Source organism: Amycolatopsis ultiminotia (assembly GCF_039536925.1).
GTDB classification, from domain to species: Bacteria; Actinomycetota; Actinomycetes; order Mycobacteriales; family Pseudonocardiaceae; genus Amycolatopsis; species Amycolatopsis ultiminotia.
On sequence record NZ_BAAAZN010000001.1, the window covers coordinates 693,077 to 719,791 of the forward strand.

The window sequence follows — 26,715 nt, forward strand, 5'->3', positions numbered from 1 at the left end:
GCGATTACCGGTCCGAAGATGCGCTCCCGTGACTGTCCACACTGGACGGTTAGGTGATCGGGGCGGTGCTCGGGTCTGGTTCTCGCCGCCGTCGACGTAGAGACTACTGCCGATGACATGGCTGCTGTCCGCGGAGGCGAGGAAGGCCACCGCGGCGACCTCTTCCGGGCGTCCGATCCGGCCGATCGCGACGCGGGCGCCCTCGTTCGCCTTGGACGCTGCGTACCGGCCGAAGGCCGCTGTCCGTTGACGTCGAAGACGTGGTCGTAGTCCTCCTCGGTGATCTGCTCGAGTGTCGCGAACGAGGCGGTGGCCGCGCTGGCGAACAGTACGTCCAGGCCGCGGTCGCGGACCGCGGTGACCACTGGACCGATGAGCCCGGCAGCCTCGTCCGGTTCGGCCTTGCGCCGGCCGGTGATGAACACATCGGCGCACTCGGCGGCCGGCCGCGGGGTTCGACGCCGAAGAGGCCCTCGAGCGGGCCATGGTGGTCTTCTGGGGGCAGGGCTACGAGGGCGCCAGCCTGACCGATCTCACCAGCGCCATGGGCATCACGAACACGAGCATGTACGCGGCCTTCAGCAACAAGGAAGAGCTGCTCTGCGAAGCACTCGAGCGGTACGCCGAAGGGCCGGCCGCGTACGCAGCCATGGCGCTGGAGCAACCGACCGCCCTGCCGGTGGCCACTCCGTTCCTCGCCGGCTCGGTCGGCGCGTGTACCCGTCCCGCTCGTCCGGCGGGATGCCTGGGCGTGCAGGGTTCGCCGGACGCCGGGCGGACCGTCCGCGACGCACTGGCCGCCTGGCGCGACGAGGGTCGTGCGCGCCTGCTGGACCGGTTCCGGCGAGCCGTCCGCGAAGGCGACCTGCCCGGGATGTCGATCCGGGGCTGCTCGCCCGGGACCGCATGACCGTGGCGAACGGCATCGCCGTCCAAACCGCCGGCGGCGCCACCTGCGACGAATTCCGGCAAGTGGCCGACGTGGCCCCGCGAAACTGGCCGCCCGCCCGACGACTGCCGTCCTCGCTGCCGGCCGGGCGCGGGCACGCGGGGGTGGAAGCCGACCGCGGGCTCGCGACCCCGGCGCCTTCAACGGTGTGCTCTCCGGGATCTGCGCAAGTCCTGTATATCAGGATCTTATGCGCGCTATAGAGGACATGGCTGGTAGGCTGGAGGGGCAGCCGACGAGTCGGGAAGCCGCCATGACTGGCCGCCCGCTCGTTCGCCGTGCTATCCGGATCTGACCGAAGGACTACGAGAATTCATGCGCCTCACCCATTTCGGCCACTCCTGCCTGTTGATGGAGACCACCGTGCAGGGCGGCGCGACACGGGTGCTGTTCGACCCGGGAACCTATTCCCGCGATTTCGAGGACCTGCGGAACCTGAACCTGGTCCTGATCACCCACGGCCATCCCGACCACCTGGATGCCGATCGGGTGCGTGCACTCGCCGAGCGCAATCCGGAAGCGGCTATTGTGCACAGTCCCGGCGCCGCAGCGGCCCTTGACGGACTGTCGGCCACCGCTGCCCGGCCCGGCGACAAGCTGACGGTCGACGGCGTCGACATCACCGTGACGGGCAGCGGGAAGCATGCCACGATCCACCCCGACCTGACCGGTGCCGACAACAACGGCTACCTGGTCGACGGTGTCCTGCTGCACCCCGGCGACGCCCTCGACGCCCCGGAGGCGGAGGTCGATGTGCTGCTCGTGCCGGTGGGTGCTCCGTGGCTGAAGATCAGGGAGAGCATCGACTACGTGCGCACGGTGCGGCCGGGCGTCGTGGTGCCCATCCACCAGGCCGGGCTTGCCGAGGTGCACCAGCGGATGCACTACGCGTTGCTGCGCGACCTGGCACCGAGCGGCACCGAGGTGGTGGTGCTCGACCACGCGACGCCGTACACCGTCTGATCCTGCCGACCTGCCAGTTGTGTTTACCAGGAGGGAAAGTGGCACTGCCGATATTCGATCCTCGTGATGCCGGCCAGACGAGCGACCCCGATCCCCACCTCCGGGAATCGCGAGCACGCTGTCCGGTTGCCAGTCCCTATGCCGGGCTGCGGGTGGTCGTGCTCGATGCGGACGTCCGCGCGGTGCTCACCGACGCGGACAACTACTCGAATCGCGGCAACTTCCGTCTGGCGGAAGAAGACGAGCAGGACTTCACGTTGATCACCTCGGCCGACGGTTCCCTGCACACCGAACTGCGGCGGCGGATGCACAAGAACTTCGCGCCGCGGCCGTTGCGGAAACTTCGCGCGAGGGTGGCGGAACTCGTCGATTCGACCGTAGCCGCCCTGCCCGATCGCGGGGAGGTGGATCTGTACGAGCACTTCGTCCGGCACGTACCCATCGCGGTCGTGTACGCGCTGATCGGGCTGCCCGAGGAGAACTGGGCACTCGCAGAGAAATACGGCGACGCGATCGTTTCGACGGTACCGGCCCCGGCCGAGGACCTGCCGGAGTACGCCCAGCTCATGACGTTGCTCGGCGAGGCAGTTGCGCAGCGGCGGGCACATCCCGACGTCCGGCGCGAGGACGTCATGGACAACCTGTGTTTTGCCGCGGCCGGGGAACGGGAGATGTCCGCCGAAGAGGTTGTCGCCCACCTGCTGCAGCTGGTTCTGGCCGGCACCGACACGACCAGAAGCCTGATCACGAACTGTGTCTGGCGGCTGCTGCAGGACGGTGCGGTGGCATGGGACTCGGTCGTGGCCGGGCGGGACCGGCTGCCCAATGCCATCGAGGAATCGCTGCGATACGACGCGCCGGTCCAGTTCATCATGCGCAGCGCGCGCACCGCGAAGGCACTGCGCGGCCACCCGGTCGAACCAGGGGACAAGATCCTCCTCAGCCTGCAGTCGGCCAACCGCGACGAGGCGACGTGGGGTGCCGACGCGGACCGGTTCGATCCGGCCCGCGAGGGCGTGGCGGCCCATCTCGCGTTCGGGCGTGGCAGGCACAACTGCTTGGGTGCGCCTCTGGCGCGCATCGAGGCAGAGGTCGCGGTGGGGGCGCTCATGGACCGCTTTCCCCGGATGCGGCTCAGCCAGGACGCGGCCTGGGTGGACACCTCCGGTCCGATCAGCCGCCGACCGGACCGGATGCTGGTGGATCTCGCGCCCGCCCCGGTTCCCGGCTGAGACATGTCTGCTCGGCAGGTGCCGTTTGCCGTCCGGATCCTTGCGGCCCACGGGCAGGCAGACCCGATCCGGGGCGCACGCCGCACTGCGCGGCCCGGAGCGGACGGCCGATCAGCGCGCGATCGGCCGCGGCGGCACCCGACGTGCGACGAGTGGTCAGCCCAATGCCGGGATGATCTCCCTGGCGATCAGGTCGGCGTGCCGGGCCTGGTCGTACAACGGCGTGAACAGCACGAGTTCGGCGCCTGCATCGATCACTTCGCGGACCGCCCGCACGCAGTCGTCCGGGGTACCGGCGACCGCGGCCGCTTCGACGTTGGCGGACAGGCTGCCGTACACCGTGGTCAGCTCGGCGTTGATGCGCGCACGGGCACGGCCGGCGTCCGCGTCGACGGCGAGGTAGACCCGTTTGGCGATCTCGAAGTCCGGCCTGGTGCTCTGCTCGCGGACCAACCGGACCTGCTCGGCGAACGCCGCCGTCGGGGTGGAGCCCGCGCCGAAGAACCCGGTACCCAGCTCGAGCGCGCGCCGCAACGCCTTCGGCCCGCTGCCGCCGAACCACAGCGGCGGATGCGGCTTCTGGAACGGACGGGGCGTGATGCCCGCGCCGGAAACCTGCCAGAACTCACCGTCGTGGTCGACGTTCTCCTGTGTCCAGAGCTGTTTGATCAGCTCGACACCTTCGGTGAACCGTGCCAGATAGCGCTCCGGCTGCATGCCGAACGCCGCGTACGGCCTGCTCTTGCCGCCGGATCCGACGCCGACCTCCAGCCGCCCCCGGGACAGCTGGTCCAAGCTGCTGGTGCTCTTCGCCAGCTGCGCCGGGAGGTGCAACGTGGACACGAAGACCGTGCAGCCCAGCCGCAGCGTGTCGGTGCAGGCGGCGGCGTAGGTCATCGCCTCCATCGGGCTGAGCTGCGGACGGGTGCCGAACACCGCCTCTTGCGTCCACGCGCTGTGGTAGCCGGCTTCCTCCGCGTGCGCCAGATACTCCCGGAACGCTCCCGGGTCGAACGAACCGTCCGAATAGTACTGTGGAATCGCGATCGCATACCTCATGAGCCGAATCCTAGAGGGTTCGCGACGAGGTGGTGGTCGTCAGTGCGGGGGCGCTCGGGTCTTCGAGCGCTCGCCGTGGGCGCAGCATCGTCGGCGGTTGCGCGGATGTCGTCCCGGCGGCAGGCAACCCGAGCCCATCAGTGAGGAGAAGACGGATGGAGTACATCTCCGACGAGGAGAAGAACGCCGGGCTCACGCAGGAACCGTGGGGGCTGGCGCACGGCGAGATCGAACAGGCCGCGCAGACCGGCCGTGCCGTGACCGCGCTGCGCGATCGGCTCGCCGCACTGACTCCGGCCGACGGCGCGGCGCTGCTCGAGGTGTACGAGGAGGCGCTTGCCCTTCCGCCCGCAGCGGATTGGCCCTACACCGAGCCGTCCGACCCGGACGAGATCCGGCTGGCCCTGCCCGCGGACGACGATCCGCAGCCCGCGGTGCCCGACCTCGCCGACCGGGTGCACGGTGCGTGGACCGGGCGGGTGATCGGCAATACGATCGGCAAACCGTTCGAGATCGGCCCGACCCGGGAAACCATCCGCGGCTACCTCGGCTCGATCGGCGCCTACCCGCTTCGCGGCTACGTACCGTTCGCCGAAGGCGCCGACCGGAGCGTACTGGGCAGGTGGGGCTTCGAGGGAATCACCGAAGGCCGGATCAGCGGCGCGGTGCGCGACGACGACATCGACTTCACGGTGCTGGGCCTGCACATCCTGGAGACCTACGGGCCGACCTACACAACCCGGGACGTCGCGCGCGAGTGGCTGTCGCGGTTCCCGGTGTACCAGGTGTTCACCGCGGAGCGGAACGCCTACCAGAACCTGGTCCGGGAAGTCCCGCTCGCCGAAGCAGGCAGCCACCACAATCCGTTCCGGGAGTGGATCGGCGCCCTCATCCGGGCGGACATCTTCGGCATGGTCCACCCGGGCCGGCCCCGCCGCGCCGCGCTGCTGACGCTTCCCGACGCGCTGCTGAGCCACCGGGCGAACGGGATCTACGGGCAGATGTGGGCGGCTGCGCTCCTGGCGACCGCGTTCACCGCCGAGACCCCCGAGGACTGCGTGGCGCAGTCGCTCCGGCACATCCCCGCCGGCAGCAGGCTCGCCGCCGAGATCCGGGCCGTCGCCGCCGACCACGCCGCCGGCACGGACTGGGAACAGGCCATCGACCGGATCACCGCACGGCATACCGGGATGAACTGGGTGCACACGATCAACAACGCAGGCGCCCTGACGGCCGCGATCCTGTGGGGCGCAGGCGATTTCGCCACCACGGTCGGGCTCGCCGTGCAGGCCGGCCTTGACACCGATTCGATCGGCGCGAGCGCGGGTGCCTGGGCGGGCGCCTTCACCGGATTCGACCGTCTTCCCGGGGACCTCGTGCGTCCGATCGAGGACACCTACCGAAGCGGCGTGTTCGGCGTCGGGGACACCCGCATCAGCAACCTGGCCGACCGCACCTTGGCTATTGCGAGAAACGCCTGAGTTCGCGCGGGAACGAGGACGCCGGACGGCTGCTCGCCGCTGTCTCGGCGTGCGTCACCCCCGCGGTGGGATGCGATCCGGTGCCGGATCGCATCCCCCGTGCAGCCGGCAGGGGATGGGAAGCTGGTGGTCAGAACATCCCGCGCCAGGCGTTGTCGATCACGGTGGTGGGCAGGGCGGCGAAGCGGCTGTGGACGGCCGCGGTGGAGCGGGCGCACCGCTGGATCAGGTCGGCGGTATCGACGTCGACGAGGCTGCCACCGCGTTTGCGGAACTCCCCGCCGACCAGGACGGTGTCGATGTCTGCCGGGCCGGTGTAGGCGAGAACGGTGGCGGCCGGATCGACGACGGGGCCGGCCCGGACCGCATCCGGCGCCACGACGACGACGTCGGCGCGCTTTCCCGGGGTGAGGCTGCCGACTTCGTCCCCGAGTCCCACCGCACGCGCGCCGTCCACGGTCGCCATCCGGAGGGCACCGCGTGCCGACCAGACCAGGTCTTGCGGCACGGAACCGGAGCCCGCCGCCGCGTCTCGGCGTTCCGCTTCGAGCAGCGTTCGTGCTTGGCCGAGCAGATCGGAGCCGGTGTAGTAGGTCGTGTCGATCCCGAGTGCGGCGTGGCCGCCGTGCTCGGCGAGCCTTCGCGCCATCAGCGGTCCCAGCCCCATTCCGCTCTCGGTGCCCGGTGTGGTGGCGAGCCCGATGTTCGCGGTGGCCATGATCGCCAGATCGGCGTCGTTGAGCTGGTTGCAATGCGCGAGCACGGTTGCGCCGGCGAAGAACCCCTCATCGACCAGCGCGCCGAGCGACGAGACGTACTGGGTGCCGTGGGTGGCGGCGTTCCAATGCGAGGTGATCACCGCCGGGTCGAGTGCGCGAATCCGTTCGAGGATCGGGCGGACGACCTCGAGCGGCAGGTACGGCGCGGTTTCCGGCAGTGCGGCCCCGAGCTTGAGCCTGCCGGATCCGGTGTCGTCCAATGCCGCGAGGGTCCTGCGCACGGTGCGGTAGCCCTCGTCATGCCAGGAATCCGGCGCCCTGGTCAGCAAGTCGTTGAGTGCGTCGGCGTCGTATCCGCCGCCGAGCCAGTCCGGGGAATTCTGGAACGCGTAGGCGAAGTAGCCGCCGATGCCACTGTCCCACGAGCCGCGGGCGAGCGCTTCGCTGATCTCGACGGAGGTCTGCAGGTGACTGTGGTCGACGACGGAGGTGATGCCGGCCGACAAGGCTTCCAGGCCGCCGAGGTAGCTGGCGAGATAGGCGTCTTCGGCGTCGAAACAGCCGCTGTAGCCGGCTCGTGCCAACCGCATGTAGGTCGGGAAGCTCCAGTCGGTGGCGAGACCGTGCAGCAGGCTCTGCCACGCGTGCCGGTGCCCGTCGACGAAACCGGGAAGCACGATCCGCCCGGCCGCTTCGACGATTTCCGCGCCTCGGGCGGGCAGGGCCCGCCCGACCTCGAGGATCCGGCCGTCGCGGATGAGCACATCGGCCTCGGCGGCCTCGCCGAGGGTGGCGTCCATCGTCAGCACGTGGCCACCGCGGATCAGGATGTCGTTCATGGTTGCCTGCCTTCGAATCGCGGGATCGGGTGGAGGAATGTGGTTGCGCCGTCGGGCATTACCGGGTTCCCCTGGCTGCGGAGCGGCCGGTGGTCCGCGCCCATCGGCTGGTGGTCGCCAGGCCCACGGCCAGGATGAGTGCCCCGCACCCCGCCATGACCCACCAGCCGGTGGTGACACTGCGGTCGGCCACGGCGCGGCCGGCAAGGGAGCCGAAGATCGCCACGCCCAAGGTGGCCCCGAACTGCCTGCTGGTGGAGGCGACCGCGGCGGCCACCCCGGCCTGGCTGTCCGGCATGCCCGACACCGCCGCGTGCGTCACCGGTGCGTTGAGCACGCCGAAGCCGAGGCCGAACACCAGATAGGCCAGGACCAGATAACCCGTCGAAGTGTCCGGGGAAAGCCGGGTGAGCAGCACACCGGCGACCAGCAGGCCGGTTCCGCCGAAGACCAGTGGCGCCCGCGAACCCCGTGCGCCGACGATGCGGCCGGACACCGGTGCCGCCACCGCCACCGCGACCGCCATCGGCAGCGTGCGCACACCGGCTTGCAGCGGGCTGAACTGCCGCACGTCCTGCAGATACAAACTGGTGAGGAAGAGGAATCCGCCGAGCGCCGCCACTGCGGCCACGGCGATGACGACGGCACCGGAGAACGCCGCGCTGGTGAAGAACCCGGGGTCCAGCAACGGTTCTCGCCGCCTGCGCTCGTAGCCGATCAGCACCGCCAGCGATACGAGGGCACCGGCGAGGCAGGACAGGATCAACGCGGAACCCCAGCCGTGAGCCGGGCCTTCGATGATTGCGAAGGTGGTGGTGCCGAGCAACGCGACCACCACGATCTGTCCCACGGGGTCGAGCCGGCGCGGGCGCGCGACCTTCGATTCCGGGACGAACAGTGCGCAGAGCACGACCGCGGTCAGTCCGATCGGCACGTTGAGCCAGAAGACCGACCGCCAGCCCGCCGCGTCGACGAGGACGCCGCCGATCACCGGGCCGAGTGCCATGCTCACCCCGATCACCCCGCCCCAGACCCCGATCGCCCTCGCCCGCTGCCGGGGATCGGTGAAGGTGGTGGTGATGATCGACATCGCGACCGGATTGAGCATCGAACCGCCGAGTGCCTGGACCACCCGGAAGGCGATGAGCCACCCGGCGTCCGGCGCGAGGCTGCACAGCAGGGAACCGAGGCTGAACAGCACCAGTCCGGTTTGGAAGGTCCGCCTGCGGCCCATCCGGTCGGCCACCGAACCCGCCAGCATCAACAGGCTCGCCAGCGCCAGCGTGTAGGCGTCGATCACCCATTGCAGGGCGGACAGCCCCGCGCCCAGATCACGCCGGATGCTGGGCAGCGCCAGGTTCACGATCGTGTTGTCGAGGCCGACGATGAACAGGCTCAGACAGCAGATCACGAGGACGAGTGCTTTGCGCCGTGCGGACAGCGCCGCACCGGACGGTGCTGCGGCAGTGCCGATTCCGGTCATCGTCTCCGCCCGGCCGCGAAAGTCACCGGAGGGCAGCCCGGGAACACGAGATGCATCGTGAACTTCCTTTCCGGGAAGGGTGGTTCGGACACCCCGAGTGGATCGAGGCAATGCACACGAGGCTTTCCGGGAAGCGTGCTACCGTCGGGCGGTGACAACTTCTCGGGGCGGCACCGAACCGGATTTCGTCGACGGGATCGTGAGCGTGATCGCCGATTCCCATGCTCCGGATGTGGTGCAGGCCAAGGCACTCGCCTACCGGTTGCGGCGGATTGCGCACCGGTTGGAGCTGGAGATCAAGCGTGAGCTGGCCCCGCACGAGATCGAACTGTGGGAATTGGAAATGCTGGCCTGCCTGATCCGCGCCGAGCCGGACCACCGGCTCTCCGCGGGCGCATTGGTGACACAGCTGCAGCTCACTTCCGGCGCGGTCACGAACCGGGTCACCCAGCTCGAGCGCAAAGGCTTGGTCAGCAGGGATTTCGATCCGGCCGATCGTCGTTCGATCCTGGTTTCGCTGACCGCGGCGGGCGCCGAACGGGCCGACCACGTACTCGGCGTCAAGACCAACGCGGAACGTGCATTGCTCGCTTCCCTTTCCCCCGCGAGCCAGCGCCGGCTCAACCGGGAACTGCGGACGTTGCTCATTTCCCTGGAAGGTTCCGTCTGACCGCCCCGGTGAACCGGGCACACCGGTTCGCTCGTGCCGTTCGGGCCGCCGGGTGGTGCCTGCCTGTGCCGTCGCCGGAGTGTCCGGCGCGGTCAGCGTCGGGTCACGTCGATCCTGTTGCGCAGGAACGGTAATCGCAGTCCCGGCCGGCCTCGTCCCGGAGACGACGACCGTGGCATTCACTGCTGCTCCTCCGGCCGCAGTAAAAGCACACCGGCGCTCAACGCCGTCGTGGACACCAGGTGGATCGCCAGTGCGGCGCGGTTGGGCGCCCAGGATCCGGTGGTCGGGCCGCCCGACCACATCCCGGCGGCGAATCCGGCCACTGCGGAGGCCATGCCACGCCACACCGCGCGGGTGCGTTTCGGCCCGGCCGCCAGGCCCAGTGCCAGAGTCCCGGCGGCGCCGATCGTGACCAGCGTTTCCCGCGCCATGTGGTACTGGACGTGGCCTGCCCCGTGCCGGACGCCAGGTGCCCGGTAGCTCTCGTCGGTGACGTGCTGCGCGGTGTGCCGCACCGAGGTCGCCGCCACGGCCATTCCGGCCAAGGTGAGCAGCAGGCCGGCTCGTTCCGTTCGCCGTACCATCGAGTCCCTCCTCATTATATGAGCATGAAGATAACTAACATCAAACTGAATTTCAAGGGCAGTAGACGAACTCCGATGCCGCCGCACGCGCGCGCGGGTGCGGCGGCAGACCGGCGCTCGCAAGCAGGCCGGTGCCCGCGAGCGGACCGGTGCCCGCAAGCGGACCGGTGCCCGCAAGCAGACCGGTGCCCGCAAGCAGACCGGGGCCTCGTTCGACGGAGCCGGGGCCGTGGCCAGTCCGTCTTCGTTGGCAGTTGGTGCTATCGGCTGTTCACGTAACGCCACGGAAATCGATTCTGGCAAGCGATCGAAACATACTACGCCGGGTAAGACACGTTCCGTTATTCACTACCGACTGTGGATGTTCCTCATCAAGGGCTTAGCCGGATCGGCGCAACGGGCGGTCGTGGCCGTCGTCGCGCTTTCGGTGGGGCCGTCGCCCGGCGCCCGGCTCAGGTGGGTGCAGCCTGCGCGGTGTTGTTGTCCACGGCGGTGGTCGCGTCCGGTCCGGCTGCTGCGGGTCCGGACCGGTGGATCGGTCCGGCCTGAGCCTTGCCGCCGTGTCGAATCCGCATCCGGAGCTGGTCAGCGGGGGCGAGGTCCTGGTGCGGATCACTGCGCCGGTGGACGCCGCCGTGCGGGTGACCGAAAGCGGACGGGAAATCGGCGGGTTCGCGCGCCGTGCCATGGAGTCCTACACCAAACGGTTCGGGCGTGACCCGGACACCGGTTTCGTGCGCAGCCCACTGGACAATGTGGGTGTGCGGTACGGGCTTGCGGCGCTGGAACGAGGGCAGATCACGGCGTCCCGGTTCGTTGCGGTGAATGCCGGGAGCGGCGGCTACGACGGTGCCGGCAAGCCGGTGCCGTCGCGCACCAAGGCCGATCCGCGGGCGGTGAACGCGGCCTACCGCGGCGACATCCTCAGCAGCGCGGGGCAGGGATTGCGTGCCACCCCGATCATCGACGCCCGTATCTATCCGGACTCGGCCGGCCCGCTGGCGAACGTCCACACGGCACGGCGGTCGTTCGTCCTGCGGGACCGGTTGGTCCGGGCCAACGGAACCGCGGCCAACCAGGTGATCATCGAGAGCCGGTCCGGCCCGGACCAGGCGGCCGCGGCGAGTGCCTGCGAACTGGCCGCGATGGATCAGTGGCTGACCGCGGTCGAAGCCGGCCATTCCTCCGATGGCAGGCAAACCAAGGTGGGCAAGAACAAACCGGCCGGCCTTGGCGACGGCTGCTACCTCACCGACGGCAACCGCATCGAGCTGACCTACCCGGAGACCGGGCGCTGCGGCACGGAGTATCCGGTGGCGGCGGACACGCGATGGCAAGCCGGCGAGCCACTACGCGAAAATGTCCTCAAAAGCAGCCTGCGACCGGTGAACTTCGCCGACTACCCGGTGCCGTTCACGCGTGCTGAGCAGTGCCGAGCAAATGCGACTGCGGCAGGTGTTCCCGGCCGGTGTGTGTGACTACCGGCGGCCCGGTGCCGGCCAGAACCAACGGACGGGCATCTGGCTCGACTACGGCGATCATTGACCGTCCATCAGGATCCGGAGCAAGACCGCGTGGAGCCGGAGTGACGGGTTCGGCGACGGCCGGGACAGGAGCGGGCTCTCTGCCGGCATTTCCGCAACCAGGAACTGCTCGTCGGCGTAATCGACCGCACGCTCATTCAGCGGCAACACCATGCCGGTGAACGGCATCTCGCCGTGCGGACGGACCTCACGCCGGATAGACATCGGGCGCTCCGGTTGAGGGTGGCGACCGGAGCGGTGGCGGCTCCGGGCCGGGGGAGTGCTCCGATCGTGTCCTCGATCACTAACGCTCGAAGGCCGCACAAGATCAGGTGGATCATGGACCGAGGCGGTCGGAGCGGCTTGCGTACCCATTGGATCAGTGAGGAAATCGTGACTGAGATGAATGGGGCCCGCGCCCTTCTCGCCACCTTGCTCGACAGCGGGGTGAATGTTTTTTTCGCCAACCCCGGCACCTCGGAAATGCAGTTGGTGGCGGCCCTGGACGCATTCGAGCAGATGCACGGTGTGCTGTGCCTGTTCGAAGGGGTGGCCACCGGCGCGGCCGACGGCTACGGCCGGATGACCGGCCGTCCGGCGGCCACCTTGCTGCATTTGGGGCCGGGACTGGGGAACGGGATGGCGAACCTGCACAATGCGCGTCGCGCCGGCACCCCGCTCGTGAACATCGTCGGTGATCACGCGACGTACCACAAGCATCTGGACGCGCCGTTGGAATCCGACATCGATTCCATGGCCGGCACGGTTTCGGCCTGGCTGCGCCGGTCGCCGTCGGTGGCCGAGATCGGCCGGGACACCGCGGCGGCGGTGCAGGCGGCGCTCAGCGCGCCCGATGCCGCCGGTGAATCTCGGGACGAGTCGAGAACGGGAACTTCCGGTTCGGTGGCAACGCTGATCGTGCCTGCGGACGTGTCGTGGTCGCCGGGCGCGCGGCCGTCCGCGCCGGCGCAGCCGGACACCCCGGCGCCCGTCGGCGCGGAGGTGATCGACGCCGTCGCGGCGGCATTCCGCTCCGGCGAGCCGACCGTGCTCCTGCTGGGCGGCGCGGCGCTGAGCGAAGCGGGTCTGCGGGCGGCCAGCAGGATCGAGCAGGCCACGGGGGCACGGGTCTTCGCCGAGCTGTGGCCCACGCGTCAACGGCAGGGGGCCGGAGTCCCCGCGGTACCGCCGTTGGCCTACCGGGCAGAAGACATCCGCACCCAACTGCACGGCACGAAGAACCTGGTCCTGGCCGGGACGCGGGAACCGGTGTCCTCGTTCGCCTATCCCGGTCAGGCCAGCGAGCTGACCCCACCGGAGGCACGGGTACTCCGCTTTCCCGGACGGGTGGACGCCGACCTGGTGGCGGCTCTGGACCGGCTGGCCGACGTTCTGGCACCGGGCGTCGAGCCCGTTCTGGCGCCGCGCGCTGCCCGGAACCTGCCTTCCGGCGGGCTGAATGTGGCGAACTGGGCACAGGTGATCGGTGCGCTCCTGCCCGAGGACGCGATCGTGTGCGACGAGTCGATCACCTCCGGCCTGGCGACGTTGCCCGCGGCCCTCGTCGGCGCCGCTGCGCACGACCTGCTCGGCCTGACCGGGCTGTCCGTCGGCCAGGGGCTGCCGCTGGCCACCGGAGCCGCGATCGCCTGTCCGCGACGTCCGGTCGTGTGCCTGGAAGCCGACGGTTCGGCCATGTACACCCTTTCCGCGTTGTGGACGCAAGCGCGGGAGCACCTCGATGTCACCACCGTTCTGCTCAACAACCGGTCCTACGCCATTCTGCGTGCGGAGCTCGACCGGGTCGGCGCCACCACCACGGGACTTGCCTCGGCCAGGCTTCTCGACCTGACCGGGCCCGACCTCGACTTCGTCGCGCTCGCAACCGGAATGGGCGTACCCGCGACCCGGGCCACCACCGCGGGCCAGCTCGCCGAACAGTTCGCCGCAGCCGTGGCGGAACCGGGCCCGCACCTGATCGAGGCCGTGCTCGGCGCGGACCCCGGTGCAGCTGCCTGATCCTGGGGCAGGGCACCGGTTGCCGGCTCATCGGGTGAGCACGATCTTGCCTGCGGCCCGGCCCCGGCCGAGTTCCTCGTGCGCCTCGGCCACCCGGCCGAGCGGGTAGACGCGATGGATGAGCGGCTCGATCCGCCCTGCGCCGAGAAGGTCGAGCAGCGCGGTCAGGTCCTCGCGGTACCAATCGGGGTGCTCGCTGATCATCGGGCCCGACGAATAGCCGACGACGCCGACTCCTTTCGCGAAGTAGTCGAAATACCCGGTCCGGGGCGCACGGAGGAACGCGCCGGCAAGGCGGGGGAGACTGCGACGGCCTCCCGGGAACGCGGAAGTGATCCCGTACGGGACGAGGATTCCGTTGGCACGCAAGAGCGGATAGCTCCGCTTCCAGCTGTGCGGGCCAAGGCCGTCGAAAACCGCGTCGACCCCGCCGGAGGCTTCACGGCGGACACGCGCGACGAAGTCGTCCGACCGGTAATCGATGGCAGTGGCTCCCATCGCTTCGACCTGTGCGGCTTTGCCTGCACTGGCGGTGCCGAACATCCGCAGCCCGCGAAGCGCGCCGAGTTGCACGAGAGCGCTGCCGACACCGCCTGCTGCGGAATGGATCAGCACCGTCGATCCCGGTGCGAGGTTTGTCGTCCGCCGAAGCATTTGGTACGCCGTCAGGTAATTCAAGGCAAGGCTCGTGGCTGCCTCGGGCGTGACATCGACCGAGTACCGGACGGCCTTCCACGCCGGCAGCACGACGTGTGCAGCGTAGCCACCCCAACCGCCGGTGGCAGCTACCACGCGATCGCCCACGGCGAGTCCCTCGACTCCGGCACCGACCGCGCCGACCACCCCGGCGACGTCGTAGCCGGGCACGAACGGTTTGGGTGCCGCCTTGACCAGTCCTTCGCGGAGCAAGAGGTCGCCGAACGCGACCCCGGATGCGCGCACATCGATGCGGACCTCGCCGTCGCCTGCGGTGGGCAGAGGTCGGGAAGTGAGCCGCAGTGCCCGGGGGCCGCCCCGCTTGGCGACGACGACTTCGCTCGTTTCGGCAGGCATGGCGCCTCTGCTTTCTGTTGTCCGGACGCCCATGTGCGGGCGTACAGCCCGATCCTAGCCTAAGTGGATGAAAATATCCGAATGGACACAGCGGTCCGTTTTGCTATGCTGTCCACGTGACGGTGCCGCCGAGCCCCCTGCGACGTGACGCCGCGCGGAATCGGCAGAAGGTGCTGGATGCCGCGCGCGACGCGGTTGCCGAGGGCCGTTCGCTGAGCTTCAACGACCTGGCCCGCGAGGCGGACGTCGGGGTGGGAACCGTCTACCGGCACTTCGCCTCGGCCGAAGCGCTTCGCGCTGCCCTCGCCGCAGACAGCCTCGACGACCTGCTCGACGTCGGTCGCCGGGCGCTCGGGATGCCGGAGCCGCTCGAGGCGTTGGCCACCTTCCTGAAAAGTGCCCTGACCGCCCAGCTGAAAGACGACGCGCTGGCGCAGATCGTCGAAACCGACAACGACGTCGATCCCCGTACGTCCGAGGTCAAGGCGAAACTGAGGTCGACCTTCACCACGCTGGTCGACTCGGCCGCAGCGACCGGCGCACTCAGATCAGGCGTCTCCGCCGATCATCTGGTCGCGATGCTCTGCGGCGTCTCGCATGCCGCCCGCCTCCACCCCCGCGAACAGGCTCCCGCCGCGGCCGACCAGTTTCTGACGATCCTCCTGGCCGGCCTGGCAAGTCCCCCGGACGGGCGCAGCCGCTAGTGCCAGAACTGCCGGAGGTCGCGGACAGTCTTGGGCTTCTGATCCGGGGAGGCCTGTGGCTGATCGAGTGTGGAGTGAAAAGGACCTGGTCAGGCGCGCGAACCGGCGTCTGGCCGTTCTTCGTCACGCCGCGGAGGTCAGCGGGAACGCCGCGACGGCGTGCCGCTGCTACGGCATCAGCCGCACGGTGTTCTACCGGTGGAAACGCCGCAGGGACGACGAGGGCATCGATGGGCTGAAAGACCGATCGAGCGCACCGCTGCACCGCCCGGCCATCACCCATCCCCAGGTGGTCGAGAAGATCGTCCACCTGCGCCAGCACTACCACTTCGGCCCGTTGAAGATCGAGATGTATCTGCGCCGCTACCTCGATCAAGAGATCGGCGCCTCCACGATCTACCGCATCCTCAAACGCTTGGGCATGAGCCGCCTACCCGTCTCCCGGCGGTGCCGGCAGCGGTGGAAGCGGTATGAGAAGCAACGCCCCGGCCACCAGCTGCAGATCGACGTCAAGCTCGTCGAGCCGATCACCGATGACGCCGGCCGGGCGAAGCGGTTCTACCAGTACACCGCGATCGTCAACCACCAACGACAGCAGCACACCCAGGCCGTGTCTGAGGGTGTCTTGGCCCGGGTGACCACGGGGCCCGCGGAGCGGTGGGCGACTGAGTCGAAGGCGGAGCGGGTACCGCGGGGAACCGTGGCGTGTGCGGTGCCTGATCTGGTCGTCGGGCAGGGTGCGATGAGGTGCCGGCGTCCTTCAACGGTCGACGGCGCGTTTGCGTGAGTCCGGCGCCGATCGGCGGGCGCTATCCGGTCACATAGTCGAGCACGGCTGCCAGGTTTTCGGCCATCGGCCGGACCGCGTCCACGGTCAGCACTTCACCGGTCCACGGCGGGAACTGCGCGAGCCGGCGTTCCACGTCGGCCCAGTTCCCGCGTTCGTGCCAGCCGGGGATGGCGCGCACGCGACCTTCCAGCCGTTCCCGGTGCAGCCGCCGGTCTGAGCAGGTGCAGACAACCACCTTGAACGACGCTCCGGCTGCGCGCGCCAGGGACTCCCACCGTGCCCTGGCTGCGGGTTCCTCTGCCGGATGGTCGACCACGGCCGACTGACCCAGCCGGAACTGCCGCAGCGCCAGGGTGATCGCCAGTTCCGTTCCGATGCCCAGCCGGTCGTCGAAGTGGTAGCCGCCGAACGACGTGAGCGCGCCGAGCAGCCAGTCCACCGCGAACACCGGGGCGCGCAGCGCATGCCCCGTGGCGTCGGCCAGTGTGCTCTTGCCCGTCCCGGGCGGGCCGGAGAACACGATCAAGCGGCTTCCTTCGCCCTGCCCGTCGAGCAGTGGCGAGCCGGTGAAGTCCGCGGGTAGTGGCGGTGCGGTGAAGGACGGCACCAGTTCCGTCGTCGTGGCCAACGTTATCCGGTGTGGCGGCTCTGCTTCCACCACACAGTTGGCCACGCGCACGCTGCCGTCGCGGGTCCGGATGCGGGCCCTGGCCGTACTTTCCGCCAGGTCGATGCCGGTCACCACAACCGGTGTGCAGGCGGCTGCTTGTCGTTGCACCCAGGCGACGAACCGGTCAGGCGGGATCAGCGCCGCGAACTCCGGCGCGAGAACCTCGGCGGCGTCGGCGCCCCAGCCCACGTTGGCGTTGAGCCCGTCGAGGAACCAGCTCAGACGATCAGCGGCCACGCCGTCGGCAAGGTATCTCATTCCGGGGCACCGAGACTCGTGATGTCCGCGCGCAGACTCTCGTAACTGACACCGAGATTGACCAGGACGTCGTGCGCCAGCCCCTCGCCGACGGTGATCATCCCGAGAGCCAGATGCTCACCGCCGATCAAGGTCTCGTTCATCAGCAGCCCCTCGCGCAGCGCGTGCTGCAACGAGCGCAGCGCCAGCCGGGTGAACGGTGTCTCGTCCGGCAGCGGCTCGCCTCTCGGCACGCCGATCCGGCCGTCGATCGCGGCGCGGATGGTGGCGGGATCCGCGCCGCAGCCGGTCAGTGCTTTCGCGGCTCGTCCTTCCGGATGCTCGGCAAGCCCCAGCAGCAGATGCTCGGTGCCCAGATAGGTCACGCGGCGAGCCTGCGCAGCTGTGCCGGCCAGCCGCACCACCTCCTTCAGTTCGCCGGTCACCCGTTCCCAGAAGCCGTCCTGACCGCGCCCGAGCATGGCCACGGCACCGGGGATGAACCTCTTCTGCACCGCCTGCCTGCCGACTCCGAGCCGGGAACCGAGCTCGGCCCAGGACCCGCCGTCGTTGCGCGCCTCGTCGACGAAGCAGCCGATCAGATTCTCACCGAGCTCGTCGAGGTGGCCGGCCAGATCGACGGCGACCGCCGGACGATCCAGGGCAGCCGCGGACTCGAGGCCGGAGCGAACCCGTGCGATGCGGGACTCGGGAGTGGCTGCAGGCACCGTCATGCTGGCAACTTTAGATTGCCATGCTAGGAGTTGTCCCGCTTGCAGGTGGCCGATCCCGATATCGGGTCAGCTCGCCGGTGCCACGACCGTCCGGGCCGGCAACCACCGGGCGCATTTGCGGGCCGAGGCCCTCGTGCTGCGCACGGCTGCGCTGCCCGAGTTCCGGTGGTCATCCGCCGGTGGAGGAGAACTCGTGGTTGCCGGAGCCGATCCGGAAGGCGGCGTAGCCGTCGCGCATGCCCTCGAAGGTGGCTCCGGGAGGCGCTTTGGTGGCGTCTCGGGTGTGTGCCGGAACGAGAACCTCGGCCGTCGCGCCGACGGGCACGCTGGTACTGAGCGAGAAGTGCCCGTTCTCGCGGGTCCAGGACGAACTCACCCGGCCGAGCGGGGACTCGACGTGGGCGGAGGCGTTCGTGAGATCGCCGACCGGATGTGGCTGGATCCGGACCTTCGTGTAGCCCGGCGCCGCCGGCTCGATGCCCGCGACCCGCTGGTAGAGCCAATCGTCGACGGTGCCGAGGAAAGCGTGGTCGTGGGAGCGGGAGCCGGCCTGCCATTCCTCCCACATCGTCGTGGCGCCCAGGCCGTCGAACCAGTATCCCCAGCCGGGATACGTGGGGTTGGTCGCGACCTGATACGCGAGTTCCGCGTTGCCGGTGTCGGTGAGCAGCGGGAGGATGATCTTCGTGCCCAGCGCGCCGGTGTTGAGATGACCGCCGCGCCCGTTGATGTCGCCGACGAGGTGGTCGAGCACGGCCTGCCTCTCGGCCGCGGGGACGAGGCCGAGACTCAGCGGCAGCAGGTTCGAGGTCTGGCGGTACCCGGCCGATTTGTCGTCGTAGTACGCCCCGGCCGCGGTGTCGAGGAACGTGGCGTTGAAGGCAGTCGCGATCGTGCCCGCAAGGGCGTCGAAGTGGTCGGCGTCGTCGCCGTGGCCGAGTGCGCGTGCGATCTTGGCCAGGGTCGTGGCGGTCTGGTAGAGGTAGGCGGTTCCGACGAGCCGGGTGCCCTCCGGCGGGAACGCGGCGCCGGGGGCGACCCAGTCGCCGTAGCTGAAGCCGGTGTAGATGTTTCCGGTCTGCGCGATCGTCTGCTCGAAATGGCCGAGCCACGCTTTCATCGCGCCGTAATTGTCGGCGAGCGGGCGGGTGTCGCCGTAGTACCAGTAGAGATCCCAGTTGATCAGCACGAAGCTTGCCGACCAGACCGGATCGTCCACCGCCTTCGCCCCTTCGGTGGAGGGCACGGTCGGGCCGATCGATCCGTCCGCGTTCTGGTCGTCGCGGTGCGTGCGCATCCAGTTCTCGTAGAAGTTCTGCATGTCGAAGTTGGCGATCGCGGAGTCGGCGTTGAGGTGCGCATCCGCGGTGTAGGGCCGTTTCTCGTACATCGGGGTGTCGGTCGGGATCGAGTGCAGATTGTTCAGGATGGTGTTCGATTGCGCGTTCTGATACCGGTTGAGCAGCTGGCTGGAGCTGGTGAAGCCGCCGGTGGCAGTGACCGCCGTGTGCACGCGCTGCCCCTTGACCGACTCCACGGTGACGCCCGCCGGCGCATCGGTCTGGACATAGCGGAAGCCGTCATAGCTGTAGCTGGGCTGGTAGGTCTCCAGACCGTCGCCTTTGAGCGTGTACGAGTACGACTGCAGTCCGGCGTTGTCGACCGTGCCGTCCGGGAGCAGCTTCTCCCCGTAGGTGATCGTCACGACGGCACCGGCCGCCCCACGCAACGCAACGTCTGCCCACCCGGCCGTGGGCTCGCCGAAGTCGTATACCCGTACGCCGTCGGCCGGCGTGGCGGCCTGGGGCGCCGGGAGGCTGCCGGTCACCTTGATCGGCGGGAACGCCTGCGCGCGGAGCGTGCCCGTGGGCGCGGTGACGACCGCTGCGGGCCGCCAGCCGGTGGCGTCGAACCCGGTGGTGTTCCAGCCGGGTTGCTCAAGGCGCGCGTCGTAGGTCTCGCCCATCACCACGGAGTCGGCGCGGGTCGGTCCGTCGGCAGTCTTCCAGCTGCCGTCGCTGCCGACCTGCTGGGTGCTGCCGTCCTGATAGGTGATGTCGAGTTCGAGCTTCAGCTTCGGCTCGCTGTGCCAGGGGGAATCCACCCACTCGTTCCAGTTCGTCATCCCGAAATAGCCGCGTCCGAGACTCACGCCCACCGAGTTGCCGCCGGTCTGCAGGGCTTTGGTCACGTCGTAGGTCGCGTACAGCGCGGTCTTGCCATAACTGGTGAACGCCGGGTCGAGTTCGTGGTCGCCGATCCGGGTTCCGTTGAGGTAGAGCTTGTAGTAGCCGAGACCCGCGATGTAGGCACGCGCGGACTTGATCGACTTGGCGGCGGTGAAGTCCTTGCGCAGCAGCGGTTCCGGCGGACTCGGCGGCGTGACCGAACTGGCCCAGGGGCCGGTGCCGTACTCGGCGACTTTCAGCGCAGCGGGCCAGGCGGTGTCGTCGAAGTCCGGTTGCTGCCAGCCGGTTGCCGCGGCGTCGGCCGATTTCCAGGTGTCGTCGGTGCCGAGGTCGAGCGGGTCACCGGCCGAACCCTCGACGTGGAGCCTGCCGATCAGGCCGGCCGAGCCGGTGGCGGCGTTGGCCGCCTCGATCGCGAGCACGTTGCGGCCGGGATGCAGGGCGGCGGCGATGTCGACGAGAACCGCCTGGCGCCAGGAATCGGCCTTGCGCGGCGAGCTGACCATCTCCTGCCCGTTGACGGAGAGCGTGAAGCTGTCGTCGGCGGAGAGCAGGAACTGGGCCGTGCTGACCCGGTCATCGGCGGGCAGATCGAAGGCACGCCGGAAGTACCGGGTCGCCGCCGGCGCCGATTCGGCGGGGTTGCCTTCGGGATACCAGATCCAATTCGTGCCCTCCAGCGACGGGACTGCCGAGGTCGGGTGTCCGCCGATCCAGTCACCGTGGAACTCACCCGGCGTCAGGAACGCCGTCTCGAACCACGCCGTGGCACTCCACTGCGAGGCCGTGCCTGCGGCGTCCCACACCCGGACCCGCCAGAAGTACCGCGTGCGCGACTGCAGCGGAGGTCCCGCGTACTCGACGTCGAAGGACTGTGCCGAACGCACCTCGCCGCTGTCCCACACGCCCGCTTTTCCGTCCGGGGTGGTCGACACCGCGATCTCGTACGCCGATTGCCCGGCGCCGTTCGCCTGCGCGCCCAACGTCCAGCCGAGCCGCGGCTTGGCCTCATCGACCCCGAGCGGGGTGAGCTGGTGCTCGACCGTCAGACCGCCGGGCTCAAGGGTGCCGGCCCGAGCGGTGCCGCCGTCGTCGACCGGAACCACTCCGAGGACCAACAAGGTCAGGAGTGCCATCACACGCAGAACCACCGTGTCTCCTCTGCTCGGGTACGACTTCTTCGGCCCGGAGGGCAGCTGGCGCGCCACGCAGCCCGGACAACCCGGGCGCGCTCGCGGCCGGGGGCTGCGTCAGCTGATGGATAAAACGTTTCAACCTTCGGTCAAGAAGGTAGATGTCGGACGGCATCCTGGTCAATGGGTGGCAGCATGCACACGGCTCGATGGCATGAACTTGTCCGATGTTGAAACGTTGTCATAGCGCGTCGGCGGGGGTGCTGCGGCAGTGGTGCCCGAGCAGGGCCGGAGCACCGCGGACGAGCCGGGGGAGTCTGCTGTGGACCTCGAGCGGGTCCGGCCGATCGAGCGAGCAGACTGCCCGGATCCACGGCGAATCTGTTGCGCGCTAGCGGATTTCGGCGTTCGAGGCGCCCTGGCGGGTCAACAGCGCGACCAGTTCGGCGGCGAGCTCCTGGCCGATCGGCTCGCGGGTCGCCAGCAGGCGGTACCAGAGTGTGCCGAACACCAGGTCGGTCACCGTGTCGGGAGTGACCCCGGCCGGGAGTTCGCCGCGCTCGCGGGCGCGCTCGACGACCTTGCCGAGCGCGTCGCGGCGACGGAACAGGAAGTCTTCGCAGAACCGCTTGCGGAACCCCGGATCGATCTGCGCCTGCGCCATCAGCGCGCGCAGGGTGTCCGCGACCCGCGATTCCGTGCTCATCTCGTAGGTGTGCTCGAGGAACAGTGCGAGGTCGGCCCCGAACGATCCCTCGTCGGGTTCCGGGGCCCGGATGTCCGCCGTGGTCGCGATCGCGTCGAGCAGGACGTCGGCCTTCGACGGCCACCAGCGATAGATCGTCTGTTTGCCGACGCCGGAGCGCGCCGCGATGCCTTCGATCGTCAGCGCGCCGTAGCCCGCCTCTTCGACCAGTTCGAGCGTCGCGGTGAGGATTGCCAGCCGGCTCTGCTCGCTGCGCTTGCGGCCGGGACGGCACTGGTCGGTCATGGGCAGTGATGATAGCGTCTGTTCTGAAACGAGACGGTTCGGTTCGGAATGGGGAAGTATGGGTATCGCTCTTGTCGCAGGCGGCACATCGGGTGTCGGCCTGGCGACTGCACGGCGGCTGCAGGTCCGGGGTTATGACGTCCACCTCACCGGGCGGGGCAAGGAACGCCTCGACGACGTGGCGGCGAGCGATCCGCAGCTGACCGGGCACCGGGCCGACGGCGGGGACGCGGCGGCGATGGCCGCGCTGGCCGAGTCGCTCGGCACGGTCGACGTGCTGGTGGTGTGCCTGACCGGCGGTGGTGGCATGGGGCCGATCGCCGAGCTCGATCTGGCGACGCTGCGCCGCGCCTTCGATGCGAAGTTCTGGACGCACCTCGTCACGGTCAAGGCCGTGCTGCCGCACCTGGCCGTGAACGGATCGATTACGTTGCTCAGCGGGATGACCGCACGGGCCGCGGTGCCGGGCACGGCGGGGATCGGCGCGGTCAATGCGGCGGTGGAAAGCTTGGTCAGGCCGCTGGCCGTGGAACTGGCGCCGCGGCGGGTCAACGCGGTTTCCCCTGGCTTCGTCGACACGCCGTGGTGGGGCAGGTTCCCGCCGGAAGTGCGCGAGGAGCGCTTTGCCAGGACGGCGGCGACGGCTCCGGTGCGGCGCGTGGCAACCGCCGACGACATCGCGGAGGTGGTCGCACTCGCGGCGACCAATGCGAACCTGAGCGGCACGGTGCTGGAAGCCGACGGCGGTGCCCACCTGGTTTCGATGGACTGAGCCCTTCGGGCGGCGGGGCAGCCGCACCGCGTCGCTTTACGGCCGGAGCCCGCGCGGTCGCTGCAGCCGGACCGTCGCGGCGTTCGCGCGGATCAACGGACCGACCGGGGGTCTTGCCCCGGCGTCATCCCGCGTGATCGGTGAGGATTGCGCTCACGATCACTTCGAAGAGGTGGTCGGCGCGGGTTTCGAGGCCGGGCTGGTCGCCGAGCCAGGTGAGCGCCGAGGCGAGGGCGAACAGGTCGGCGCCGTCGAGGTCGGCGCGTGCCAGGTTCGCGTCCTGGGCGCGGCTGAGGAGCCGGGTGCCTGCCGCCCGCATGGTGACGCAGGAGTTGTGCAGCGCGGACTCGGGATCCTCGATCGCTTGCATCATCGAGGTGACCACGCCGCGGTAGTTCGCGGTGCAGGTGACGAAGTCGCGCAGCCACAATCTCAGCGCGTCCCCGGGTGGGCTGGTGCTCTCGACCTCGGCTGCCCGCGCGGTCAGTTCGTCGAAGTTCGTGCGGAGCAGGGCTTCGAGCAATGCCTCCCGTGCCGGGAAATGCCGCAGCAGTGTGGCCAGTCCGACCCCGGCCTGGCGGGCGATGTCCCGCATCGACGCGTCCACGCCCTGTTCGGTGATGACGGCGCCGGCGACGGCCAGCAGGCGGTCGTGGTTGGCCCGCGCGTCCGCCCTCATCTGCCCTCCCTTGCGTATCCGGATCACTGACCCATATAATCGGATCAGTGGTTCGGAAAAACGGACCTCTGATTCGGTTAGTTTACCCGGTGAGCGACGCAGGAGAACACTGTGCCGACAGAGAAGATGAACGCGGTCCGGTTCCACGGATTCGGCGGACCTGGCGTACTGCGGTACGAGGAGGCGCCCGTTCCCGAGCCGGAGCCGGGCGAGGTGCTCGTGCGCGTGCACGCGGTCGGCCTCAACCCTCCTGACTGGTATGCGCGGGAGGGGATGCCCGACGTACCTCCGGAGATGAGGCCGCCGTTCGATCTTCCGCTGATCCCGGGGACCGATGTCTCCGGCGTGGTGGCAGCTGTCGCCGCCGACGTCGACAGCTTCGCGGTCGGAGACGAAGTGTTCGGCCTCTTGCGTTTTCCCGTCGTCATGCAGGCAGGCGCGTATGCCGAGTTCGTCACGGCGCCCGCGTCGGACCTGGCCCGCACACCGGCCGGGGTCGACCACGAGCACGCTGCCGCACTGGCCATGTCGGGGTTGACGGCGTGGCAGTTCCTGATCGAGCTCGGGCACGACTTCCCTTCGCCCTTCCAGGAAGCCCAGCACCGGCCGATGCCGCTCGACAGCGGGAGCACGGTACTGGTCAACGGTGCGGCCGGTGGCGTGGGGCATCTCGCTCTCCAGCTGGCCAAGTGGCAGGGTGCCCGCGTCATCGCGGTGGCCTCCGGTGCGCACGAAAAGTTCCTGCGCGGCCTCGGTGCCGACGAGTTCATCGACTACACCAGGGAACGGCCCGAGGAACTCGCCCGCGACGTCGATCTCGTACTGGACGCCGTCGGGGGTCCCGACAGCAGGCGTTTCCTGCGCACCATCAAACGCGGCGGATCGCTGTACCCGGCCTATTTCGGCGAATTCGACGACGAGGAGAACGCAGCACTGGGTATCACGGTCACCGCCGCCCAGGTCCGCGCGAACGGTGCGCAGCTCGCCGAAATCGGGCGCCTGCTCGAGAACGGCACGATCCGCGTGGCGATCGACAGCACCTTCCCGCTCAAGGACGCCCAGGCCGCGCACGAGCGCGCCGCGAAAGGGCATATCCAGGGCAAGATCGTGCTCACCGTCGCATGAGCGCGCAGGCTGCTCCCGGCCGGGGAAGTCCCCGCCTTCCGGTGATCAGTCCGGGGAAGGTGGCGCTCGACGCGGCCCAGCAGTTCGCGGTCCGGCAGACGCTCGCCCGGTACGCGTTTGCCCTCGATCAGCAGGACGCGCAGGCGTTGGCGGCTGTTCTGACCGAGGACGCGACGTGGGCGTTCAGGATCGCCGGGCAGAACGACCTCGGGCCGATCGCCGGACGTGCGGCGATCCTGGAGTTCGCGCAGGAGTCGTGGGACGCGGAGACCGCGCAGCACCGGCACAATCTGGTCAACGTCGTTTTCCACAGCGCAGACGCTGAAACGGCGCTGGTGCACGCCTATCTCATGCTGACCTCGAACGCAGGCGGAGGTTCTGGTGTGATCGCGACCGGCTGCTACACCTTCCGGCTCGCACGCAGCGACGGTGCGTGGCGGATCGCGGAACTGTTTCTCGGCACGGACAACGCCTGGTGACGGCCGGCTGTTCCCGGGCAGGCCGATGCGGAAAACTGCCGGACTGCCGGAGGCAACCGCACCTGCACCGATCCGGTCGGCCGGAAAGCGCTCAGCCGGGCGAATAGCTGCTCGCGACTTCGGATGAACAAGTCATTCTGGGCAATCCGGCCGGACGGCCGAACGGATGCGGTGGTTGTTTCCGGGATCTGCGGTGGGCCGGTGAAGATCGAAGTAGCCTGAGCCCCGGTTCGGTGTTTCGGTTTTCGGAAGGCGAAGCAGCAGATGGCAGGTCAGCCTGGTCCGGGTTATCCGGGCGGTGGAGTTCCGGGTCCGCACGGCCGTCCAGGGCATTATCCGCCCCCGGGTGGCCGGCCTTCCGGGCCGCAGTGGCATGCCGGCCCGCCGCCAGGGGCGCAGTGGCACGCCGGGGCGCAATGGCCTGCCGGTGCGCCGTTCCAGCCGGTGTCGCCGCAGGCGCCGCCGCCGCGGAAGAGGCGGCGGCTCTGGCTGAAGCTCGGCCTCCCGCTCGTTCTCGTGGTGGTGCTGGTCGGCGGTTTCGTCGTGTTCCTGTACGGCGAGGCAGGCGGGTTCCGGTCCGCGCAGGAGAAGGACCTGAATTCCGGGTCGGCGACCGATCCGCTGGAGTACGGCGTGAACATCGCCGCCGGGGACACCCACCAGTACGCCACCGACGTGCCGGGCTACACCCCGGGTGCCACGCCGGACGCGGGTCAGCTCGCCGGGGTGGATCCGCGGCAGTTCTACTTCGCGGTCCTCAAACGGCAGGGCATGGTGAAGGTGTCCGAGGTCATCCACGCGAGCTACCTGACCGAAGATCTCTTCCGGAGTACATGGCCGGGCGGCCTCGTGGAACATTCCGTGGTCGACTGGCAGACCCGGAAGTTCATCAAAGAAACGCAGGAAGTCAGCAGTGCGGACGGGAAACTCCAGCACTCGGAGACACTGCGCCGGTGCATCGAGGGCAACCAGGAGGCGCAGTACACCGCGGCGGACCCGGCCTTCGGGTTCCCGGCGAAGTGGGAGACCGAGCCGGAGGACAGTCACTCGTGCAGCCGCCGGATGCAGCCGACCTGGGACGTCGAGAACGTCGGCACCAGTGACGGGGTGATGCCCGGCGGGCTGACCGCGGACGAGCTGGACCGGTACCTGTCCTATGTGGACCATGTGCCCGGACTGCTCGATGTGCGCAAGCCCACGGTTTTCACCGGCACGGACGGAAAACAGTACCTGCGGCTCGACGTGCGCATCGTGCCGCAGGACGGGAAGGTCGAGGACCAGGACCGGCAGGGGGTGGCGTTCCTGAACGCGGGGTTCGCGCAGACCGGGAAGAAGCCGAGCGATTACCCGCTCATCGTCGGTGCCGGCACGAACCAGGGACGGCACTTCCAGTACTACCTCGACCCGCAGACCCTGCTGCCCGCATACTCCGCCGCAGTGGACACCCAGCCGGTCAAACTCGACGGCACGACCGATACCGGCGAAGACCAGAACCTCGTGCGGACGTTGTACGAGTACAAGTATCCGCACCAGCTCGATCCCGCGCGCACCCATTCCGGCGGACCGACCGACGTCGGGTACACCGCGCCGCCGTTCCCGCGTCCGGACCTTCCGGACCGGTAGCGGGAACCGGCC

Annotated in this window: 25 protein-coding genes and 1 pseudogene; 14 read left to right on the forward strand and 12 right to left on the reverse strand. The window is 69.2% G+C overall.

The genetic code is table 11. The features are described 5' to 3' along the window. Window positions 1-144 precede the first annotated feature (144 nt). Window positions 145-486 (reverse strand): annotated as a pseudogene (locus ABD793_RS03170) (hypothetical protein); the annotation flags it as partial. On the opposite strand from ABD793_RS03170, the gene ABD793_RS03175 reads away from it, so the two are divergent. The 3 genes from ABD793_RS03175 (at window position 485) to ABD793_RS03185 (ending at window position 3,144) form a co-directional block, all read left to right on the forward strand. Next, window positions 485-910, forward strand: coding sequence for a TetR/AcrR family transcriptional regulator (locus ABD793_RS03175; RefSeq protein WP_344855046.1), 426 nt, complete (start codon window positions 485-487; stop codon window positions 908-910). The pseudogene ABD793_RS03170 and the gene ABD793_RS03175 overlap by 2 nt on opposite strands. A gap of 354 nt (window positions 911-1,264) precedes the next feature. Next, the gene (locus ABD793_RS03180) at window positions 1,265-1,912 is read left to right on the forward strand and encodes an MBL fold metallo-hydrolase (RefSeq protein WP_344855048.1); all 648 of its coding nucleotides are present in this window, start codon (window positions 1,265-1,267) and stop codon (window positions 1,910-1,912) included. Window positions 1,913-1,950: 38 nt separating this feature from the next. Next, window positions 1,951-3,144 carry a cytochrome P450 gene (locus ABD793_RS03185; protein WP_344855050.1) on the forward strand — a complete coding sequence of 398 codons (1,194 nt, stop codon included), beginning with the start codon at window positions 1,951-1,953 and terminating at the stop codon, window positions 3,142-3,144. A gap of 156 nt (window positions 3,145-3,300) precedes the next feature. Here the strand turns inward: ABD793_RS03185 and ABD793_RS03190 are convergent, their stop codons facing one another. Then, window positions 3,301-4,203 carry an LLM class flavin-dependent oxidoreductase gene (locus tag ABD793_RS03190; RefSeq protein WP_344855052.1) on the reverse strand — a complete coding sequence of 301 codons (903 nt, stop codon included), beginning with the start codon at window positions 4,201-4,203 and terminating at the stop codon, window positions 3,301-3,303. 155 nt (window positions 4,204-4,358) lie between these two features. Here ABD793_RS03190 and ABD793_RS03195 point away from each other — a divergent pair, with 155 nt between their 5' ends. Next, complete coding sequence (locus ABD793_RS03195) at window positions 4,359-5,684, forward strand: ADP-ribosylglycohydrolase family protein (RefSeq protein WP_344855054.1); 1,326 nt, start codon at window positions 4,359-4,361, stop codon at window positions 5,682-5,684. Between the two features lie 130 nt (window positions 5,685-5,814). Here ABD793_RS03195 and ABD793_RS03200 read toward each other — a convergent pair whose 3' ends face one another. Further along, window positions 5,815-7,242, reverse strand: a complete 1,428-nt coding sequence (locus tag ABD793_RS03200; RefSeq protein WP_344855056.1) for an amidohydrolase family protein — start codon at window positions 7,240-7,242, stop codon at window positions 5,815-5,817. A gap of 58 nt (window positions 7,243-7,300) precedes the next feature. Continuing rightward, entirely contained in the window at window positions 7,301-8,725 is a 1,425-nt protein-coding gene (locus tag ABD793_RS03205; protein WP_344855058.1) for a DHA2 family efflux MFS transporter permease subunit, read from the reverse strand. Between the two features lie 151 nt (window positions 8,726-8,876). Between ABD793_RS03205 and ABD793_RS03210 the strand changes: the two genes are divergently transcribed. After that, window positions 8,877-9,395, forward strand: a complete 519-nt coding sequence (locus tag ABD793_RS03210; protein ID WP_344855060.1) for a MarR family winged helix-turn-helix transcriptional regulator — start codon at window positions 8,877-8,879, stop codon at window positions 9,393-9,395. A 179-nt stretch (window positions 9,396-9,574) separates the two neighbouring features. Here the strand turns inward: ABD793_RS03210 and ABD793_RS03215 are convergent, their stop codons facing one another. Continuing rightward, complete coding sequence (locus ABD793_RS03215) at window positions 9,575-9,982, reverse strand: hypothetical protein (RefSeq protein WP_344855062.1); 408 nt, start codon at window positions 9,980-9,982, stop codon at window positions 9,575-9,577. Window positions 9,983-10,542: 560 nt separating this feature from the next. Between ABD793_RS03215 and ABD793_RS03220 the strand changes: the two genes are divergently transcribed. Together ABD793_RS03220 and ABD793_RS42595 are read left to right on the forward strand one after the other, a co-directional pair. Then, the gene (locus ABD793_RS03220) at window positions 10,543-11,460 is read left to right on the forward strand and encodes a DUF6351 family protein (protein ID WP_344855064.1); all 918 of its coding nucleotides are present in this window, start codon (window positions 10,543-10,545) and stop codon (window positions 11,458-11,460) included. Beyond that, entirely contained in the window at window positions 11,423-11,527 is a 105-nt protein-coding gene (locus ABD793_RS42595; RefSeq protein ID WP_425548644.1) for a DUF6351 family protein, read from the forward strand. The genes ABD793_RS03220 and ABD793_RS42595 overlap by 38 nt, the downstream gene beginning before the upstream one ends. Here ABD793_RS42595 and ABD793_RS03225 read toward each other — a convergent pair. Continuing rightward, window positions 11,521-11,730, reverse strand: a complete 210-nt coding sequence (locus tag ABD793_RS03225; protein WP_344855066.1) for a hypothetical protein — start codon at window positions 11,728-11,730, stop codon at window positions 11,521-11,523. The two genes, ABD793_RS42595 and ABD793_RS03225, sit on opposite strands and share 7 nt — an antisense overlap. A 177-nt stretch (window positions 11,731-11,907) precedes the next feature. Here ABD793_RS03225 and ABD793_RS03230 point away from each other — a divergent pair, with 177 nt between their 5' ends. After that, on the forward strand, window positions 11,908-13,524 hold the full coding sequence (locus ABD793_RS03230) for an acetolactate synthase large subunit (RefSeq protein WP_344855768.1): 1,617 nt from the start codon (window positions 11,908-11,910) through the stop codon (window positions 13,522-13,524). Between the two features lie 27 nt (window positions 13,525-13,551). Here the strand turns inward: ABD793_RS03230 and ABD793_RS03235 are convergent, their stop codons facing one another. After that, a complete protein-coding gene (locus tag ABD793_RS03235) occupies window positions 13,552-14,577 on the reverse strand; it encodes a zinc-binding dehydrogenase (protein ID WP_344855068.1) in 1,026 nt (341 codons plus the stop codon). A gap of 116 nt (window positions 14,578-14,693) precedes the next feature. On the opposite strand from ABD793_RS03235, the gene ABD793_RS03240 reads away from it, so the two are divergent. After that, the gene (locus tag ABD793_RS03240; RefSeq protein WP_344855070.1) at window positions 14,694-15,281 is read left to right on the forward strand and encodes a TetR/AcrR family transcriptional regulator; all 588 of its coding nucleotides are present in this window, start codon (window positions 14,694-14,696) and stop codon (window positions 15,279-15,281) included. A gap of 55 nt (window positions 15,282-15,336) precedes the next feature. Continuing rightward, window positions 15,337-16,068: a helix-turn-helix domain-containing protein gene (locus ABD793_RS03245; RefSeq protein WP_344855072.1), complete on the forward strand. Its 732-nt coding sequence runs from the start codon at window positions 15,337-15,339 to the stop codon at window positions 16,066-16,068. Between the two features lie 22 nt (window positions 16,069-16,090). Here the strand turns inward: ABD793_RS03245 and ABD793_RS03250 are convergent, their stop codons facing one another. From ABD793_RS03250 to ABD793_RS03265, 4 genes are all read right to left on the reverse strand, one after another. Continuing rightward, window positions 16,091-16,978, reverse strand: a complete 888-nt coding sequence (locus ABD793_RS03250; RefSeq protein WP_344855074.1) for an AAA family ATPase — start codon at window positions 16,976-16,978, stop codon at window positions 16,091-16,093. Window positions 16,979-16,995: 17 nt separating this feature from the next. Then, window positions 16,996-17,712: a Clp protease N-terminal domain-containing protein gene (locus ABD793_RS03255; RefSeq protein ID WP_344855076.1), complete on the reverse strand. Its 717-nt coding sequence runs from the start codon at window positions 17,710-17,712 to the stop codon at window positions 16,996-16,998. A gap of 169 nt (window positions 17,713-17,881) precedes the next feature. Then, window positions 17,882-21,052, reverse strand: coding sequence for a family 78 glycoside hydrolase catalytic domain (locus ABD793_RS03260; protein ID WP_344855078.1), 3,171 nt, complete (start codon window positions 21,050-21,052; stop codon window positions 17,882-17,884). Between the two features lie 373 nt (window positions 21,053-21,425). Continuing rightward, window positions 21,426-22,025: a TetR/AcrR family transcriptional regulator gene (locus ABD793_RS03265; protein WP_344855081.1), complete on the reverse strand. Its 600-nt coding sequence runs from the start codon at window positions 22,023-22,025 to the stop codon at window positions 21,426-21,428. A 58-nt stretch (window positions 22,026-22,083) separates the two neighbouring features. On the opposite strand from ABD793_RS03265, the gene ABD793_RS03270 reads away from it, so the two are divergent. After that, window positions 22,084-22,797, forward strand: coding sequence for an SDR family oxidoreductase (locus ABD793_RS03270; protein ID WP_344855083.1), 714 nt, complete (start codon window positions 22,084-22,086; stop codon window positions 22,795-22,797). A gap of 124 nt (window positions 22,798-22,921) precedes the next feature. Here ABD793_RS03270 and ABD793_RS03275 read toward each other — a convergent pair whose 3' ends face one another. Then, window positions 22,922-23,476 (reverse strand): TetR/AcrR family transcriptional regulator, encoded by a 555-nt coding sequence (locus ABD793_RS03275; protein ID WP_344855085.1) that lies wholly within the window; start codon window positions 23,474-23,476, stop codon window positions 22,922-22,924. A gap of 111 nt (window positions 23,477-23,587) precedes the next feature. On the opposite strand from ABD793_RS03275, the gene ABD793_RS03280 reads away from it, so the two are divergent. From ABD793_RS03280 to ABD793_RS03290, 3 genes are all read left to right on the forward strand, one after another. After that, on the forward strand, window positions 23,588-24,601 hold the full coding sequence (locus tag ABD793_RS03280; RefSeq protein ID WP_344855088.1) for an NADP-dependent oxidoreductase: 1,014 nt from the start codon (window positions 23,588-23,590) through the stop codon (window positions 24,599-24,601). Window positions 24,602-24,642: 41 nt separating this feature from the next. After that, window positions 24,643-25,080 (forward strand): nuclear transport factor 2 family protein, encoded by a 438-nt coding sequence (locus ABD793_RS03285; protein ID WP_344855091.1) that lies wholly within the window; start codon window positions 24,643-24,645, stop codon window positions 25,078-25,080. 444 nt (window positions 25,081-25,524) lie between these two features. Then, complete coding sequence (locus tag ABD793_RS03290; protein ID WP_344855094.1) at window positions 25,525-26,703, forward strand: hypothetical protein; 1,179 nt, start codon at window positions 25,525-25,527, stop codon at window positions 26,701-26,703. Window positions 26,704-26,715 lie beyond the last annotated feature (12 nt).

Bases quoted from the DNA above. Each gene is read 5' to 3' on its own strand.
- ABD793_RS03175 (WP_344855046.1), top strand. From the start codon at position 485: ATGGTGGTCTTCTGGGGGCAGGGCTACGAGGGCGCCAGCCTGACCGAT.
- ABD793_RS03180 (WP_344855048.1), top strand. From the start codon at position 1,265: ATGCGCCTCACCCATTTCGGCCACTCCTGCCTGTTGATGGAGACCACC.
- ABD793_RS03190 (WP_344855052.1), bottom strand. From the start codon at position 4,203: ATGAGGTATGCGATCGCGATTCCACAGTACTATTCGGACGGTTCGTTC.
- ABD793_RS03195 (WP_344855054.1), top strand. From the start codon at position 4,359: ATGGAGTACATCTCCGACGAGGAGAAGAACGCCGGGCTCACGCAGGAA.
- ABD793_RS03200 (WP_344855056.1), bottom strand. From the start codon at position 7,242: ATGAACGACATCCTGATCCGCGGTGGCCACGTGCTGACGATGGACGCC.
- ABD793_RS03205 (WP_344855058.1), bottom strand. From the start codon at position 8,725: ATGACCGGAATCGGCACTGCCGCAGCACCGTCCGGTGCGGCGCTGTCC.
- ABD793_RS03215 (WP_344855062.1), bottom strand. From the start codon at position 9,982: ATGGTACGGCGAACGGAACGAGCCGGCCTGCTGCTCACCTTGGCCGGA.
- ABD793_RS42595 (WP_425548644.1), top strand. From the start codon at position 11,423: ATGCGACTGCGGCAGGTGTTCCCGGCCGGTGTGTGTGACTACCGGCGG.
- ABD793_RS03225 (WP_344855066.1), bottom strand. From the start codon at position 11,730: ATGTCTATCCGGCGTGAGGTCCGTCCGCACGGCGAGATGCCGTTCACC.
- ABD793_RS03230 (WP_344855768.1), top strand. From the start codon at position 11,908: ATGAATGGGGCCCGCGCCCTTCTCGCCACCTTGCTCGACAGCGGGGTG.
- ABD793_RS03235 (WP_344855068.1), bottom strand. From the start codon at position 14,577: ATGCCTGCCGAAACGAGCGAAGTCGTCGTCGCCAAGCGGGGCGGCCCC.
- ABD793_RS03255 (WP_344855076.1), bottom strand. From the start codon at position 17,712: ATGACGGTGCCTGCAGCCACTCCCGAGTCCCGCATCGCACGGGTTCGC.
- ABD793_RS03265 (WP_344855081.1), bottom strand. From the start codon at position 22,025: ATGACCGACCAGTGCCGTCCCGGCCGCAAGCGCAGCGAGCAGAGCCGG.
- ABD793_RS03270 (WP_344855083.1), top strand. From the start codon at position 22,084: ATGGGTATCGCTCTTGTCGCAGGCGGCACATCGGGTGTCGGCCTGGCG.
- ABD793_RS03275 (WP_344855085.1), bottom strand. From the start codon at position 23,476: ATGAGGGCGGACGCGCGGGCCAACCACGACCGCCTGCTGGCCGTCGCC.